Source organism: Parasphingorhabdus sp. (genome assembly GCF_048267785.1).
GTDB lineage: Bacteria > Pseudomonadota > Alphaproteobacteria > Sphingomonadales > Sphingomonadaceae > Parasphingorhabdus.
In genome coordinates this window covers 40,342-55,755 of record NZ_JBLWWU010000005.1, presented here as the reverse complement: position 1 = coordinate 55,755, position 15,414 = coordinate 40,342, and the positions used below count along the sequence as shown (strand labels likewise).

The 15,414-nt window shown below is 57.1% G+C and carries 18 protein-coding genes; 5 read left to right on the top strand and 13 right to left on the bottom strand.

Features of this window, described 5'->3' with window-relative positions; all coding sequences use genetic code 11:
- The first annotated feature begins 62 nt into the window (after window positions 1–62).
- The 3 genes from ACN0VD_RS05495 (at window position 63) to ACN0VD_RS05485 (ending at window position 4,062) form a co-directional block, all read left to right on the top strand.
- Window positions 63–689 (top strand): class I SAM-dependent methyltransferase, encoded by a 627-nt coding sequence (locus tag ACN0VD_RS05495; RefSeq protein WP_417592448.1) that lies wholly within the window; start codon window positions 63–65, stop codon window positions 687–689.
- A gap of 110 nt (window positions 690–799) precedes the next feature.
- Window positions 800–3,718, top strand: coding sequence for a M16 family metallopeptidase (locus tag ACN0VD_RS05490; RefSeq protein ID WP_417592446.1), 2,919 nt, complete (start codon window positions 800–802; stop codon window positions 3,716–3,718).
- A gap of 47 nt (window positions 3,719–3,765) precedes the next feature.
- The gene (locus tag ACN0VD_RS05485) at window positions 3,766–4,062 is read left to right on the top strand and encodes a hypothetical protein (protein WP_417592444.1); all 297 of its coding nucleotides are present in this window, start codon (window positions 3,766–3,768) and stop codon (window positions 4,060–4,062) included.
- 76 nt (window positions 4,063–4,138) lie between these two features.
- Here ACN0VD_RS05485 and pal read toward each other — a convergent pair whose 3' ends face one another.
- From pal to ACN0VD_RS05420, 13 genes are all read right to left on the bottom strand, one after another.
- Window positions 4,139–4,642, bottom strand: a complete 504-nt coding sequence (gene pal, locus ACN0VD_RS05480) for a peptidoglycan-associated lipoprotein Pal (protein WP_417592738.1) — start codon at window positions 4,640–4,642, stop codon at window positions 4,139–4,141.
- Window positions 4,643–4,717: 75 nt separating this feature from the next.
- Window positions 4,718–6,058, bottom strand: a complete 1,341-nt coding sequence (gene tolB / locus ACN0VD_RS05475; RefSeq protein ID WP_417592442.1) for a Tol-Pal system beta propeller repeat protein TolB — start codon at window positions 6,056–6,058, stop codon at window positions 4,718–4,720.
- A gap of 10 nt (window positions 6,059–6,068) precedes the next feature.
- A complete protein-coding gene (locus tag ACN0VD_RS05470; protein ID WP_417592440.1) occupies window positions 6,069–6,863 on the bottom strand; it encodes a cell envelope biogenesis protein TolA in 795 nt (264 codons plus the stop codon).
- Window positions 6,864–6,878: 15 nt separating this feature from the next.
- Complete coding sequence (gene tolR / locus ACN0VD_RS05465; RefSeq protein WP_417592438.1) at window positions 6,879–7,331, bottom strand: protein TolR; 453 nt, start codon at window positions 7,329–7,331, stop codon at window positions 6,879–6,881.
- 2 nt (window positions 7,332–7,333) lie between these two features.
- Window positions 7,334–7,981 (bottom strand): protein TolQ, encoded by a 648-nt coding sequence (tolQ, locus tag ACN0VD_RS05460; RefSeq protein WP_417592736.1) that lies wholly within the window; start codon window positions 7,979–7,981, stop codon window positions 7,334–7,336.
- Window positions 7,982–8,045: 64 nt separating this feature from the next.
- The gene (locus ACN0VD_RS05455; protein ID WP_417592436.1) at window positions 8,046–8,510 is read right to left on the bottom strand and encodes a YbgC/FadM family acyl-CoA thioesterase; all 465 of its coding nucleotides are present in this window, start codon (window positions 8,508–8,510) and stop codon (window positions 8,046–8,048) included.
- 114 nt (window positions 8,511–8,624) lie between these two features.
- Window positions 8,625–9,131: an SRPBCC family protein gene (locus ACN0VD_RS05450; RefSeq protein ID WP_417592434.1), complete on the bottom strand. Its 507-nt coding sequence runs from the start codon at window positions 9,129–9,131 to the stop codon at window positions 8,625–8,627.
- On the bottom strand, window positions 9,124–9,462 hold the full coding sequence (locus tag ACN0VD_RS05445) for an ArsR/SmtB family transcription factor (protein WP_417592432.1): 339 nt from the start codon (window positions 9,460–9,462) through the stop codon (window positions 9,124–9,126). Before ACN0VD_RS05445 ends, ACN0VD_RS05450 begins: the two co-directional genes overlap by 8 nt.
- 84 nt (window positions 9,463–9,546) lie before the next feature.
- Window positions 9,547–9,894 carry a TraR/DksA family transcriptional regulator gene (locus tag ACN0VD_RS05440; protein ID WP_417592430.1) on the bottom strand — a complete coding sequence of 116 codons (348 nt, stop codon included), beginning with the start codon at window positions 9,892–9,894 and terminating at the stop codon, window positions 9,547–9,549.
- Window positions 9,895–9,896: 2 nt separating this feature from the next.
- The gene (locus ACN0VD_RS05435; protein WP_417592428.1) at window positions 9,897–11,243 is read right to left on the bottom strand and encodes an amidohydrolase; all 1,347 of its coding nucleotides are present in this window, start codon (window positions 11,241–11,243) and stop codon (window positions 9,897–9,899) included.
- Window positions 11,244–11,269: 26 nt separating this feature from the next.
- Window positions 11,270–11,662: a VOC family protein gene (locus ACN0VD_RS05430; protein WP_417592426.1), complete on the bottom strand. Its 393-nt coding sequence runs from the start codon at window positions 11,660–11,662 to the stop codon at window positions 11,270–11,272.
- On the bottom strand, window positions 11,659–11,880 hold the full coding sequence (locus ACN0VD_RS05425) for a hypothetical protein (protein ID WP_417592424.1): 222 nt from the start codon (window positions 11,878–11,880) through the stop codon (window positions 11,659–11,661). The genes ACN0VD_RS05430 and ACN0VD_RS05425 overlap by 4 nt, the downstream gene beginning before the upstream one ends.
- A gap of 189 nt (window positions 11,881–12,069) precedes the next feature.
- The gene (locus ACN0VD_RS05420) at window positions 12,070–12,612 is read right to left on the bottom strand and encodes a DUF3617 domain-containing protein (RefSeq protein WP_417592422.1); all 543 of its coding nucleotides are present in this window, start codon (window positions 12,610–12,612) and stop codon (window positions 12,070–12,072) included.
- A 138-nt stretch (window positions 12,613–12,750) separates the two neighbouring features.
- Here ACN0VD_RS05420 and uvrB point away from each other — a divergent pair, with 138 nt between their 5' ends.
- Both uvrB and ACN0VD_RS05410 read left to right on the top strand, forming a co-directional pair.
- A complete protein-coding gene (gene uvrB, locus ACN0VD_RS05415; protein ID WP_417592420.1) occupies window positions 12,751–14,928 on the top strand; it encodes an excinuclease ABC subunit UvrB in 2,178 nt (725 codons plus the stop codon).
- A 65-nt stretch (window positions 14,929–14,993) separates the two neighbouring features.
- A complete protein-coding gene (locus tag ACN0VD_RS05410) occupies window positions 14,994–15,314 on the top strand; it encodes a HigA family addiction module antitoxin (protein WP_417592418.1) in 321 nt (106 codons plus the stop codon).
- The last annotated feature ends 100 nt before the right edge of the window (window positions 15,315–15,414 follow it).

Genomic DNA, 15,414 nt, shown 5'->3' with positions numbered 1-15,414 from the left:
TATTTGTAACCAGCGCTGTAACGCCCTAGTAAGACAGTTTGATAGGTCTCCGGAGGAATGAGTTGAATAACAGTGTTGCCAATACGAAGATTGTGGACCGTATCAAATCCGGACTGGAACGGCGTCTCGGACCGTGGGGTGTTTTCTTCAAGGGTTTTCTGAAGCACCCCGTGATGGTGGGGTCGATCATGCCCTCGTCAGATATCACGATCAAGAAGATGCTCGAACCGGTCAAATGGGATGAATGCGATCTTTTTGTAGAATATGGTCCGGGTGTGGGCACTTTCTGCCGTCCGGTGCTTGAGCGGATGAAGCCGGATGCAACGCTTGTTGTAATCGATTTGAATCCCGATTTTATCGATTATCTCGGCAGAACAATTCATGACAACCGCTTCTATCCGATCCACGGGTCGGCAGCGGATGTGCAAAAGATCATCAGCGAGCTCGGACATGAGAAAGCCGATTATGTCCTTTCCGGCCTGCCTTTCTCGACGCTGCCCGATCAGCTCGGCCCCAAAATCGCCAAAGAGACCTATGAGGTTATCCGGCCGGGGGGAGCGTTTCTTGTCTATCAATTCGTCAAAAAGGCGCGCGATTTCATGACGCCGCATTTTGACCACATCGACAGCGGCTATTCCTTCTGGAATATCCTGCCCTGTCATCTGTTCTGGGGCTGGAAGGCGAAATAGGCGTTTGTCGATGATCCAATGCCGTTCGTCGAAGCCAGTGCCCTGCAAGTCCCTGTTTACCGGCATGTCCAAAGCCATGTCACTCGCGTTTTGAATGAGAGGAAGTTTTGATGTCCCGTTTGTCCCGTTCCCTGTTTCTGGCTTTATCCACCACGGCGTTGACGGTTGCCGCTCCGGCACTGGCCAAACATCATGAATCGGCCAAGCCCGCGCCGGTCAGCGAGCTGGTCGACGCGGTCGATATCCCTTATGAAGAATTCACCCTCGACAACGGACTGAAGGTGCTGGTGCACACCGACCGCAAGGCACCGATTGTGGCGGTCTCTATCTGGTATGGCGTCGGCTCCGCCCACGAACCGGAGGGCAAGACCGGTTATGCCCATCTGTTCGAACATATCATGTTCAATGGCTCCGAAAATGCGCCGGGCGATTTTTTCGAACCGCTGCGGCAGATTGGTGCGACCGATCTCAACGGCACGACCTGGCTCGACCGGACCAATTATTTCCAGACCGTCCCGACTTCCGCGCTGGATGTTGCCCTGTTCCTCGAAAGCGACCGGATGGGCCATCTGCTCGGCGCGGTGACGCAGGAGAAGCTCGACAACCAGATCAGCGTCGTCTCGAACGAAAAGCGCCAGGGAGACAATCGCCCCTATGGACTGGTCGGATATCGCCAGACCGAATTGCTGTTTCCCGCCGACCATCCCTACGGGCATGACACGATCGGTTCGCTGGAAGATCTCGAAGCGGCTTCGCTCGACGATATGAAGCTCTGGTTCACCGACCATTACGGCCCGAATAATTCGATCCTCGTTCTGGCCGGCGATATTGATGCCGCGACCGCTAAAGCGAAGGTCAACAAATGGTTCGGTGCGATTCCGCGTGGCAAGCCGATCCCGCAGCTCAACCCTGAATTGCCGACGCTTGATGCCCCGATCTACGAGGTAATGAAGGACAAGGTCGCGACCACGCGCATCTATCGCAACTGGGTGGTCCCGGGTCTGAACGATCCCGACTATACGCCGCTCGATGTCGGCATGACCGTGCTTGGCGGTCTTGCCAGTTCGCGGCTCGACAATATCATGGTGCGGGAAGAGAAAAATGCGGTGAGCGTTTCCGCTTATGTGCTGCCGTTCGTGCATGGCAGTCTGGTCGAGATCACGGCCGACGTGAAGCCGGGTGAAGATGCTGATGTCGTCGCCAAACGGCTCGACGAGATTATCGCCGACTTCATCGCCAACGGTCCGACCCAGGATGAAGTGCAGCGGGTCGCGACGCGCGATGCAGCGGCACGGATCGCCGGTCTCGAACAGGTCGGCGGCTTCAGCGGCAAGGCGGTGGCTCTGGCACAGGGCAAACTCTATTCCGACGATCCGGAATATTATAAAAAGGAACTCGCCCGGCTGGCATCGACGACACCGGAAGCCGTCAAGGCCGCGATGCAGAAATGGCTGACCCGTCCGGTGCTTGGCATCACGGTTGTCCCGGGAGAGCGGGACGAATATCAGGAAGTGGGCGCTGGCATAGGCGCGCGGACCGGCGTTTTGACCGCTCCGGCTTTCTATATGCAGGATGGCGAAGCGGCAATGGGGACTGTCACCGCTCCCGACCGGTCTCACCTGCCTCCCGTAGGTGAAATTCCGAACGTCGATTTCCCCGATGTCGAAACCGCGACCCTGTCGAACGGCATCAAGGTCTATTTCGCCCATCGCGATACGGTGCCGATGACCCGGGTGACCCTGTCTTTCAACGCCGGTACCAGTTCGGATTCTGACGACAAGCTCGGGCTGCAGAACTTCGTTACCGGGATATTGGAAGAAGGCACGACCAGCCTGACATCGGTCGAGATTGCCGAGCAGCAGGAACGGCTGGGTGCCAATATCAGCATTAGCGGCGGTCGTGATCGCACCGATGTCGATCTGAGCGCGGTCAATCCCAATCTCGATGCTTCACTCGACCTGATGGCGGACATTGTCAAAAACCCGGCGTTCAACGCCGACGATATCGAGCGCATCCGGGTCCAATTGCTGACCGCAATCGACCGCGAGGAAAGCGATCCGGCGAGCATTGCCAGCAATATCCTTCCGCCATTGGTTTTCGGTTCCGAACATCCTTATGGCCGCGGCCTGTCGGGCAACGGCACGAAGGAATCGGTATCGGCGATCACCCGCGATGATCTGGTCGGCTTTCATAAAAAATGGATGCACCCGGAAAAAGCAACGATTTTTGCCGCAGGCAAAATCAGCAAGCAGGAACTGGTCGACAAGCTCGAAATGCGCTTCGGCAAGTGGAAGGGCGAGGGCAAAGCCGCGCCCGCGAAGAATTTCGACGCTGCCATTCCGGAAGGACAGGGCAGGATCGTTGTCATCCACCGTCCCAATTCTCCGCAGTCGATGATCTTGGCTGGCCAGGTTCTACCCTACAAGGGCTCGGATGATTTGCTGACGCTCAACGCCGCCAACGAGATCCTGGGCGGCAGTTTCCTCTCGCGGATCAACATGGACCTGCGTGAAACCAAGGGCTGGAGCTACGGAACCCGCAACACCGTGCTGCGCGGTGAAGACCGGGTGCTCTACACCATGCGTGCACCGGTCCAGACCAACCAGACCGGTCCGGCCGTTGCCGCAATAGATGCGCAAGTCCGGGATTTTCTCGGGGAAAATGGTGTTACGCCAGTGGAACTGGAACGGATGATCAACGGCAATGTCCGCGAGCTGCCCGGCCAGTTCGAGCGGACGCCGAGCATATTGAACCAGATGCAGGGTGACGTGATGCTGGGCAGGCCGTCCAACTATGCGGAAACCGTCGCCGACCGCTACAAGGCGCTGACCGCAGCCGAAGTGAACAAGGCGATGGCCGATGCTATCGACCCCGACAAATTCACATGGGTCATCGTCGGTGACGTGTCCAAGATCAAGACCCAGCTCGATGCCCTTGATATGCCGATCGAATATCGCGGCTATGAAGCTAGTGACACTGCTGTTAATAGTGAGAGTGGTTCGAACGATTCGGCAGAGGGCGACGAATGATCGTCAACCCGGGCCGGATCATGGCGTTGATATAAAAGGAGAACGGAATGTCTATTGATGGAACTTATACTTGCGTGACGAAATCGCCGATGGGAGACCAGACTTCGGAATTTACCATCGTCACCAATGGTGACACATTCACGGGTACCAATACCGGTGCGATGGGATCTATGGACGTCGAAAATGGCAAGGTCGACGGCAACCACATCACCTGGGAAATGAACATGACCGTTCCCATGCCCATGAAACTGGAAGGCGATGCAACCATTACCGACGGCGAGCTTGTCGGTTCGGTAAAAGCGGGCGCTTTTGGTGAAATGGCAATGACCGGCACCAAGAAATAATCGAATTTTTTCGTTAAAAAAAGGGCCGCTACCTCTGCAGGTAGCGGCCCTTTTTTGTGTGTCAGTCCAGATCGATCTAGCGGACGACGACGCTGACCGCACGGCGGTTCTGTGCCCAGGCGCTTTCGTTGGAACCGAGCGCTTCGGGGCGTTCCTTGCCATAGCTGACCGTGGTCATCCGTGAAGGGCTGACGCCCAGTGATGCGAGATAGTTTTTCGCCGCATTCGCCCGGCGCTCGCCAAGCGCGAGGTTATAATCCCGGGTGCCGCGTTCGTCGGCATGTCCTTCGATGGTGATCCGCGCATTGGGATTTTGTGCCAGCCACTGGGCCTGGCTTTGCAAAATGACCTGATCCTGCGAATCAACATTGAAACGATCGGTGTCGAAGAGGATTCGGTCGGACATGGTATTGGCCAGAAAATCGCCCTGCGAGCCGGGTGCATAGCCGGGACCGGTCGGACCCGTTGGGGTTGTCGGTGCGGTTCCTACCGGCGCTGGCGGCAGTTCTTCGGGTGGCTTCTTTGAACAACCAGCCAGCACGAGGCTGGTGGTAATCAGGAGGGGGGTCGCATATTTCATCATCATATTGCTCCTATTTGTTGTAGCCCTTCAGTTTTATATAGCCTTTTTCCAAAGACTTGTCGCGTTTCTAATTTACGGCAGCAGAGGACCCCATGCCGGATCAGATCCATTGACGGGAGTCGGCAGCTGTCGTTCGTTGCGGCCGGTCAGGTCCACTTGCCAGATTCCAGTGCCGCCGCTTCCCCTTGTTGTCCGGAAAAACTGGATCACACGACCGTTGGGTGCCCATGTCGGCGCTTCGTCCTGCCAGCTGTTGGTCAGCAACCGCTCGCCGCCGCCGCTTGGCGTCATTACGCCGATGCGGAAATTGCCAGCGATCTTGGTGAAGGCGATCAGATCGCCGCGCGGACTCCATTCCGGGGTGGCAAAACGTCCGCCGCCAAAGCTGATTCGCCGTTCATTGCCGCCATTGGCGTCCATCACATATAATTGCTGACTACCTGAACGGTCGCTTTCAAAGACAATCCGGCTGCCGTCAGGAGAGAAGCTGCCGCCGATATCGATGCCGGGCGAAAAGGTGAGCCGCTGCGGATTGGCTCCGCCCGCTGCCGATACCTTGTAAATGTCGGTATTGCCGGCAATCGCCATGGAATAAAGGATCCACTTGCCATCCGGCGACCAGCGCGGGGCAAAGGTCGGGTTGGTGCTCTGGGTGATCAGCCGCTGGCGACCGGTCCCGATATCGTAAATGTAGATACGCGGGTTGCCGTCGAGGAAGCTGAGATAGACAATGCTCTTGTAATCGGGAGAGAAGCGCGGTGTCAGCGCGGTGGCCTGGCCGTTGGTGATAAACCGGTGGTTGGCGCCGTCGCTGTCCATGATGGCCAGCCGCTTGACCCGGTTACCCTTGGGACCGGTCTCGGCGATATAGGCGATACGGCTGTCGAAAAAGGGCGATTCACCGCTCAGCCGGGAATAGATGGCATCGGCACATTTATGCGCGGCCCTGCGCCAGTCGCGTGGCTCGACGACATAACCCTGACGGGTGAGTTCGGTTTCCAGTGCGACATCATAGAGATAGCAGCCGACGGTCAGTTTGCCATCTGCGTTGGTCCGCACAAAGCCCTGAATGAGAGCAGAAGCGCTGGTGCCGCTCCAATAGGGAAATTGCGGCGCGGTGACTTCGGAGAAGCTGATTCCGCGAACCTGATTGCGACCGACCGGCTTGAACAATCCGCTTGAGCGCAGGTCGGTCACGATGACATCGCTGATCTTGTCACCCAGTTCGGCAGTATCGCCCGCCGGGGTGTTGTTATTTTGCGGCGTCGGCAGGCCGGGCACGGCAATGACCAGTTCTTCCCCGGCGCTGTTGTCGACATCGACGGTCAGCTGGGCATGCGCGGTCGCGGTCAATCCGAAGCAGGCGATGACGCCAAGGATCGATGTTCGGACATAAGAGGCGAGTGGTTGCATGAGTGTTCTCCTAGACGCCAAGATACAGGACAGGTTCGATAACCTTCCATTCGTCATAAAATTTTTCCGGAAATGTAGTGAACGGGGCGGCAAGCCGGACCGCCGCGATTGCGCGTTCCTGATGGATTTCGACCTGGGACCGGTTGCTCGGCGTGATTCCGGTCGTTGTCGCTGTCGGGGTGCCGATGATCTGGCCGTTGCTGTCCAGCCGTGCGGTCACCTTGGTGCGCAATAGTTCGGCATCGGCTCCGGTCGGCGGCCGCCATTTCTGTTTGACCAGCCGGTATAATTCGCGCTCCAGCGAAGCGACGGCGGCCGGAGAAGCTTTTTCCGCCGTGATATTCTGGTTGCGACTGACCGAGGAAGCATCGGTGACGCCTTTCAGGAAATCATCTCCCAATCGCGAACCGCGCGGCTTGGTCGCGGGTTTTGGCTTGGGTTCCGCTTTTGCAGTGGTGCTGGCCGGCTTGTCCGGTCGCCGACGGGGCTCGCGCGATACCGGAGCTGGCTTGACCGCCGGTTTCGGCTTCGCTTCGGCCTGTGGTGGTTCGGGCAGCGGCTCCTGCTCGACAAAGCTGCTCTCTTCGGGCGCGCCCAGTTCCGGCGCCACGCTGGTCGCCGGCGTGACCATCGAGGGATTCGGGGCGGCGCTTTCGAGGCCCACTTCATCGGCAATCATCACTTCGATCGGTTTGTTCCGAAAGGCGTCATTGGTGCTGGAAAGGATGCTGAGCGACAGCACGCCAAAAAGCGCCACATGCCCCGCAGCTGCTATTCCCAAGCCAATTTTTTCAGCTTTTTCCATATCAGCCGATGACCATTATTGATTCTCAGATGAACCTGTAGTGACCAGCGAAACGCGATTCAGTCCGGCCCGGTTGAGTTCGCCCATCACGCCCATAATCAGCCCATAATCGAGCGTCTTGTCGCCGCGCAGCATGATTTGCCGCGGATCTTCGGGATTCTGGTCGGCGGCAATATCGCGCAATCGTGTCGCCAGCGCGTTGCGGCTGAGCTCTTCGTCCTCGATATATACGCGACCGTCTTGATCGATCGAAATCTGTACCGGCTCCTGCTCCTGTTCCAGCGCGTTGGCGCGGCTTTCCGGCAGGTCGACGGGCACGCCAGCGACGAGCAATGGCGCCGTAACCATGAAGATGATCAGCAGCACCAGCATCACGTCGACAAAGGGCGTGACATTTATCTCGGCCATCGGCGCACGGCCGCGGCTGTTGCCGCGCCTGCCTATTCCGGATCCCATATTCATGCCCATGGCTAGCTCCCGATTTCCAGTTCGCGACTGAGCGTTGCGTGGAAACTGTCGGCAAAGCGGCCCATCCGAGCTTCCAGCTTGTTCAGCCGGTGGGAAAAGCGGTTATAGGCGATCACGGCGGGGATGGCCGCAAACAGACCAATGGCCGTCGCGAACAGGGCTTCGGCAATGCCGGGCGCAACGACGGCGAGGGAACTGTTCTGTTCCGCCGCAATCGCCGAGAAGCTGCGCATGATGCCCCATACTGTACCGAACAGGCCGACAAATGGGGCGACGCTGCCGACCGTTGCGAGGAAGTTAAGCCGGTCTGCGATACCGTCCACTTCCTCGGCAATGGTCGAGTTCATGGCCGATGCCAGCCGCTGCCTCGTGCCCTCGCGGTCGACGGGTCTCTTGGCGGTCGAACGGCGCCATTCCCTGACCCCGGCTGCCATGACTTTTGCGCTCGGCAGATTGGACTTGCCATGTTCATCAAAAAACCGGTCGATATTTTCGGCTTTCGAGAAGGCCCGTTCGAATCTATCCGATTTTCGAGCGATCTGCCTGATCTTCATGCCAAAGCTGACGATGATCGTCCATGTCCACACACTGGCCAGAAGCAGGCCGACCATCACCGTTTTGACGACAATATCGGCTTCCATAAACAGCATGAACGGGGAAAAATTACCGGTTGTCGCCCCCAGGGAAAGTTGGTCTAGCAAGTTTTGATATCCTTCATTTCATATTCGCCTGATCCATGACGCCAGCGAATGCCTTTGTCCACGATTTCGGTTGCCGTCTCGGGCGTCCGGCAGGAGTAAGAAAGGCTGCGTGAACGGATGCTGACGTAATCTGGTCCGCGCCACGAAAAATCTTCTGGTCGATAATCACGCTGGCGGCGCGCAGCGTTTCAACCGTGCTGACCACGACAAGATCATCATTCAGCTTGGCCGGCAACAGATATTTCATCGTCAGATCAACAACGGCATAGACACCTTCACCGCTCTCAAAAGCCGCGCCCTGATCCATATCGAGCAGGCGGAGCATGTCGGAGCGGGCCCGTTCCATATAGCGCAGATAATTGGCATGATAGACGATGCCGGAAAAATCCGTGTCCTCGAAATAGATGCGGCAGGCGAAATAATGTTTTCCGTCAACGAAGCGGCCGTCAAATGGCCTGATATCGGGGGGGACTTCCATGGCCCGCACATTAGGGCGATTGATGCAAACGGGAAAGGGGGAAAAGCCGCGCAACGCTGGACTGGGCGCAAATATGACTCGATTGAACCGGCGCAGCGCGCCTCGGCCCTGACACTAGCTTTTAGGCCAGAGCTCTTCTGACAGCACGGTTCCGGTCTCCAGTATCGATTTGAGATTGCTGAGTACTGCCGGCCAGCCGTCGCGTACGCCGACATTCATCCGTGATCCCGGCTCGAGTTCGCTGTGCGTAACCGTCAGCTTGGTATCCGGCCCCAGATTGACCAGTTCATATGTCACACGTGACAATTTTTCTGGTTGATCGGCGTTCTCGTCAGAACCCCAGCTCCAGACCATTTTATGCGGCGGGGTCATTTCAATGATGCGACCGCGTATATCGATTGTTCCGCTGCCGTCACTGCGCACATGTTCCCAGCGCGAACCGGGCTTCCAGTCTGATTCATTATAGTGGCCCCAATAGGCCTTGGTCAGCTCGCGTTCGATAAGGCCGTTCCAGACCTGTTCGACGGTAGCTTTGATGAAGATCGTATAGACAAAATCGGGAGCGCATTTCTCTCTGGTTGAATTACGGGTATCAATTACGGCAATCTTGGTGTCAGGCACGGCGTTTCTCCTGGGTTCTTGGATTTGGCTTTTCAATCTGTTCCTTGAAGTCGGTCAGCGCCTCGATACGGGCATCCTCGAACTTTCCGACCCAGCGATGGACGATATCGGCGAGCGGAACGGGATTGAGATAATGCAGCTTTTCCCGCCCCTGCCGATGAACCGAGACGAGATTGGCTTTTTCCAGAATCCCGAGATGTTTGGCGACGGCCTGACGTGACATATCGAGATTGGCGCAAAGCGCGCTGAGGCTTTGGCCGCCGTCGTCAAACAGTCGGTCGAGCAATAGGCGCCGGGTTTCATCGGCAAGAGCGGAAAATACATCGGACATGTCTTCTTATATGCAACCATATGGTTGCATGTCAAGCTCCGATAAGACTTTCTTGGCCCGAACTTTGACGAACTTTGAAGCCAGTCAGCGCGCGCATCCTATGCACAAATGGGTGGCAGGATCGATTTCCAGCCGGCGATAGGCAATCGGCTCCCCGCATTCCGCGCACCAGCCATATTCGCCTTCACCCATTCGCTTCAGGGCGATTTCAATCCGCGCCAGATCGCTGGTCCGGCGTCGCGCCTCGGCCTGCGCCATTTCCTGCTGCTGCATCGCATCCATGCGCGACAGACGCCCGACGCTTTGCTGGTCAAGCTCGACTGTATTGCGCCAGCTGGCGCCTTGTTCGTCCAGTGCCTTCAATTCCGACTGGCGGTCGAGCAGCAGTTGTTTCAGGCTGCTGATCTGCGGACCGGATAGCTCGTCTGCCAATATTATTGCGCTTTCGGCGCTAGCAGTTCGAGCGCCGCTGCGGTCATCGCCTCGGTTCCCAGTGTGACCGATTCCCTCGGTGCAATCTTGAAAAATGGTGAGTGATGAGAAGGCGCCGGGGGGCCGCCTGCTTTCTCCCGGTCAAAATCGGCCTGCGGCGTCCCGCCGACAGAAAAATAGACGCCCGGGACATCGCTGTTGGGGGCTACGAAATAGGCAAAATCTTCGGCACCCATGCCTTCGCGCGGCTTGTTGTCGAACACTTCTTCGCCAAAGCGTGCAGCGAAAACGCCTTTCACCCGTCTGGTCAGCGCGGCATCATTATAATTGGCCGGGGTTGATTCATGTGACACGAGCACCTCGGGCAGCTTGTCGTCGGGCAGGCCATTCATCCGGCCGACATTGGTCGCGATCCGCTTGATCCCTTCGAGCAACTTTTTTCGCGTATCTTCGTCATCCGAGCGGACCGTCAGCTGCATCGTCGCCTTGTCGGAAATGATATTATGCTTGAAGCCGCTGTGGAAGGAGCCGACGGTTATGACGCCGGGCTTGAGCGGTGCAATTTCGCGGCTGACAACGGTTTGCAGGGCCATGATGATCTCCGCACCCATCACGATCGGGTCCTTGCCCCGGTGCGGTGAAGCGCCGTGCGCTCCAACTCCGTGGACGATGATATCGACGCTGTCCGAGGAACTGCTGCTGATGCCTTCGCCGACCGACAGCTTGCCGGTCGGCGTGTCGGCCGAAACGTGGAAGGCCAAAGCAAAATCGGGCTTGGGGAAACGGGTATAGAGCCCGTCATCCATCATCAGCTTGGCACCGCCGATACGTTCTTCGGCCGGCTGCGCGATCAGCATCAGCGTGCCGGACCATTGGTCTTTATGCGCCGCCATCTGGTGCGCGGTTCCGATCAGCGAAGTGATATGAACATCGTGGCCACAGGCGTGCATCACCGGCTTTTCTTCGCCATCGATACTGACCTGTTTTGCGGTCGACATATAGTCCAGTCCACTGTCTTCCTTGAGCGGCAGGCCGTCCATGTCCGCGCGCAGCATCAGGGTCGGGCCTTCGCCATTTTCCATCACCGCGACGACACCGGTGCCGCCGACCTTTTCGGTAACGGTGAAACCGGCATCCCGCCATTTCTTCGCAATGATCGCTGCGGTGCGGGTTTCCTTATAGGATAGTTCCGGATTGCGGTGAAAATCGAGAAACAGGGCCTTCAGTTCCTTGTCATAATCCGCCGCGATGGCCGCCGCCAGGTCGGATGATGGCGCGCTGTTTTGCGCCGAAACGGGGGCGGTCCAGATTAGGGCCGCTGTCGCAGCCAGAGCCAAAAGAGATTTCATATTTCTTTCCCTGTATTTTTATTATCTTATGCCGGACCGACCCGAAATGCGCAAAGCTTGTTGCCTTCCGGGTCGCGGAAGTAGGCGGCGTAAAATGCCATCGGACCTTCATCGCCACGAACGCCGGGCGCTCCTTCGTCGGTGCCACCGAGTTCAAGTCCCTTCCGATAAAAATTATCGACCTGTCCGCGCTCCTGCATTTGCAGTGCAATCATATTGCCGTTGCCGGGTTGCGCGGGTTGACCGTTGAACGGGGCGGTTATCACGATTGATGGCGTCTCCATATCAACGCCATAAAGCGTGAAGCCGTTTTCTTCCAATTCCATCAAGCGCTTTGCGCCCAGTTCGCCGAGCAACGCATCATAATAAGCACGTGCCTTGTCCAGATCGTTGGTGCCGAGGGTCACATATCCGATCATGATGCCTCTCGCTGGTTCCTGACCGGAATCGTGGCAAAGCCGGTTCTGCAAACGCAAATCTCGTTCAGGTCCAGATAGGGAAAATAGACGCCGTTGAACCGATAACCGGATAGTAGTTTGAACAGTCGTTGGATGCCGGTACCTTCGAACAAGCTGTCATACAGTGCGAAAGCCCGGTCTTTGCCGGCGGCGGTACCAACCATCGTGTACGCGATCATCTATTCTCTCCCGGATATGCTTTCTGGACCGTTTCCTGACTGTGACATGCAACCTATCACGTGCGAAAATAGATGCAATAACCCACGGGGGCATTCCGGACAATTCCGGGCAAAGCGCATTATCCGAAACAAGAAAGGCAGAAGCGTATTGCTCCTGCCTTTCTGTATTTCTGAGGATATGGCTGGAAACTATCCGTTTGGACAGCTGCCGATCCGTTTGCCGTTGCTCTTGGCAGAAATGTTCATCTTCATGCCCGCTGCACCGCCAACCATATTCATCGTCATGTCATAGCTGCTCGGTCCATATTGACCGTCCATATTCATGGTCATGCTGCCGGGGGCACCACCCATGTCGTTGCAGGCCATTTCGGAAGATACGGCGCCGCCGCTCATTTCGAATTTCTTGACCTCGCATTTGGTTTCTTCCTGCGCAGCAAAAAATTGTGCGCCGGGATTCTCGGCCTGTTCCTTGGTGATGCAGGACTTCGAGGTCGTGACCTTGCCCTTCATGCTGTCCATGACACCGGCTGGCATGCCTTCCGGCAGGCCGTCAATTTTCACGTCCACGATTTCGACCGTATTTTCCCACTCGCCCGGTTCGAGTGTGACTTTGTTCATTTCCTTTGCAACTTCTTCCGAAGTGATTTTGCCGTCACCATCCTGGTCGGCACCTTTGTCCGAGCAACCGGCTATCAGGCTCAGCGCGGCAACCGAAATCAGTAATTTTTTCACAAGATATTCCCTCAATTATTGTGCCCCGCAAAGAGCTTTAAACCGATGTGGCGTGGAAGTAAATTTCCTAGCGCCTTGATATTTGTAAAACTCCATTGCGGGGATGACATTGGACCCTTTTTGTTCCATATTGACGGGATGACAGAATTGGTAATCAGAAGAGGCTTGGACGAGCCGGAGACCGGTGCAGATTTTGTGCCGCACAAGCCCAGCCGACCGGAAAAGTCGGAAGGCGGGAAACCGTTCAAGCTGGTCAGTGATTTCCAGCCGGCGGGTGACCAGCCAGAAGCGATCCGGGAACTGGTCGAAGGCATGCGCGAACAGGAGCGCGACCAGGTGCTGCTTGGTGTCACCGGGTCGGGCAAGACCTTCACCATGGCCAAGGTTATCGAAGAGCTGCAGCGGCCCGCGCTGATATTGGCGCCGAACAAGATATTGGCGGCGCAGCTGTACGGCGAGTTCAAGAATTTCTTTCCGGAAAATGCGGTCGAATATTTTGTCTCTTATTATGACTATTACCAGCCCGAAGCCTATGTCGCCCGGTCGGACACCTATATCGAGAAGGAAAGCTCGGTAAACGAGGCGATCGACCGGATGCGGCACAGCGCGACGCGTTCGCTGCTGGAGCGGGATGACGTGATCATCGTCGCCTCGGTGTCCTGTCTTTACGGTATCGGGTCGGTCGAAACCTATTCAGCCATGATTTTCGATCTCCAGAAAGAGCAAGCGGTTGATCAGCGGGATATCATCCGTAAGCTGGTGTCGCTGCAATATAAGCGCAACGATCAGGCGTTCGCCCGCGGCAATTTCCGGGTGCGGGGCGATAATCTCGAGATCTTCCCGTCGCATTATGAGGATATGGCCTGGCGGATCAGCTTTTTTGGCGACGAGATTGAAGAGATTGTCGAATTTGATCCGCTGACCGGCAAGAAGGGCGCGAGCCTGAACAAGGTGCGCGTCTATGCCAATTCGCACCATGTCACGCCGGGCCCGACGATGAAACAGGCGATGGAAGCGATCAAGTTCGAGCTTGCCGAGCGGCTCAAGGAACTGGAGGCGGAAGGCAAATTGATCGAGCATCAGCGGCTGGAACAGCGTACCAATTTCGATCTCGAGATGATCGCCGCCACCGGCAGTTGCGCGGGCATTGAAAATTATTCGCGCTTTCTGACCGGCCGCCTGCCCGGCGAACCGCCGCCGACCCTGTTCGAATATCTGCCGGACAATGCGCTGCTGTTCGTCGATGAAAGCCATCAGACAGTCCCGCAAATCGGCGCCATGTCGAAGGGCGATCATCGCCGCAAGATCAATCTGGCGGAATATGGCTTCCGCTTGCCCAGCTGTATCGACAACCGCCCGCTGCGCTTCAACGAATGGGACGCGATGCGGCCGCAGACGGTCAGCGTCTCGGCAACGCCCGGTCCGTGGGAAATGGAGCAGACCGGCGGCGTGTTCTCCGAGCAGGTCATCCGTCCCACCGGGCTGATTGATCCCCCGGTCGAGATCAAGCCGGTAGAGGATCAGGTCGACGATGTGATCAACGAATGCCGCAAGGTGGCGGAGCAGGGCTATCGTACTTTGATTACAACGCTGACCAAGCGGATGGCCGAAGATCTGACCGAGTTCATGCACGAGGCGGGAATCAAGGTCCGCTATATGCACAGCGATGTCGAGACGCTGGAACGGATCGAGCTGATCCGCGACCTGCGGCTGGGCGTCTATGACGTGCTGGTCGGTATCAACCTGCTCCGCGAAGGGCTCGATATTCCGGAATGCGGGCTGGTCGCGATACTGGACGCCGACAAGGAAGGTTTTCTGCGCAGCGAGACATCGCTGATCCAGACGATCGGGCGCGCCGCGCGCAATGTTGATGGCCGGGTCATTCTCTACGCCGACCGGATGACCGGCTCGATGGAGCGCGCGATCAGCGAGACCGACCGCCGCCGCGAGAAGCAGGTCGAATATAATCTCGCGCATGGGATCACCCCGCAATCGATCAGGAAAAATATCGGCGACATTGTCGCCCATGCCACGGCCAAGGATATGGTCACCGGTGCGGTCGATGACGACAGCAAGCCTCTGGTCGGCCACAATCTGCGCGCCCATATCGAAAGCCTCGAAAAGCAGATGCGCGATGCCGCGGCCGATCTGGAATTCGAGACCGCAGGCCGCCTGCGCGATGAGATCCGTAAACTGGAGGCGGAAGAGCTGGGTCTACCCGCCGATCTGCAGGTCGCCCAGCCGAAGGGTCGGTCGACCGAGGGGCGACCGGGGACGCGGAAAATGGGCTATGGCAAGGTGCAGCGGAAGATGTAGGAATATTGTCAGCCTTTCGATTACATCAGGCGATAATAATAAGAAGTCCAATGGAGATGCGCACAATGTCCGGATCGAGGACTATCACAAGGGATGACGACCGTTTGGATAATGTCCATCCGGGCGATATCCTGCGCGAGGATTATCTGATCGGCAGCGAAATACCTGTTGAGGAAGTCGCTGAAGGGGCCGGCCTGGACATGGATCAGATCAGCGCCGTGCTTTCCGGTCAACGGCCGGTCGATGCCAATATCGATCTTCGTTTGGCACGCTATTTCGGAATTTCGGAAGGATTTTTCCTCGGACTTCAGATTGATTATGACCTTGAGGAAGTGCGCCGCGCGAAAGGTCCCGAACTGGACAAGATCAGTAAGCGCGCTGCTTGACAGTTGAGATTGTTCGCCGTTTCTACGAAAGACGGCCGGATATAGACTAAACGCATCTCTGGCGCTTGTGTGAAAACCGTGACGGGTGCATGCTGCTTCT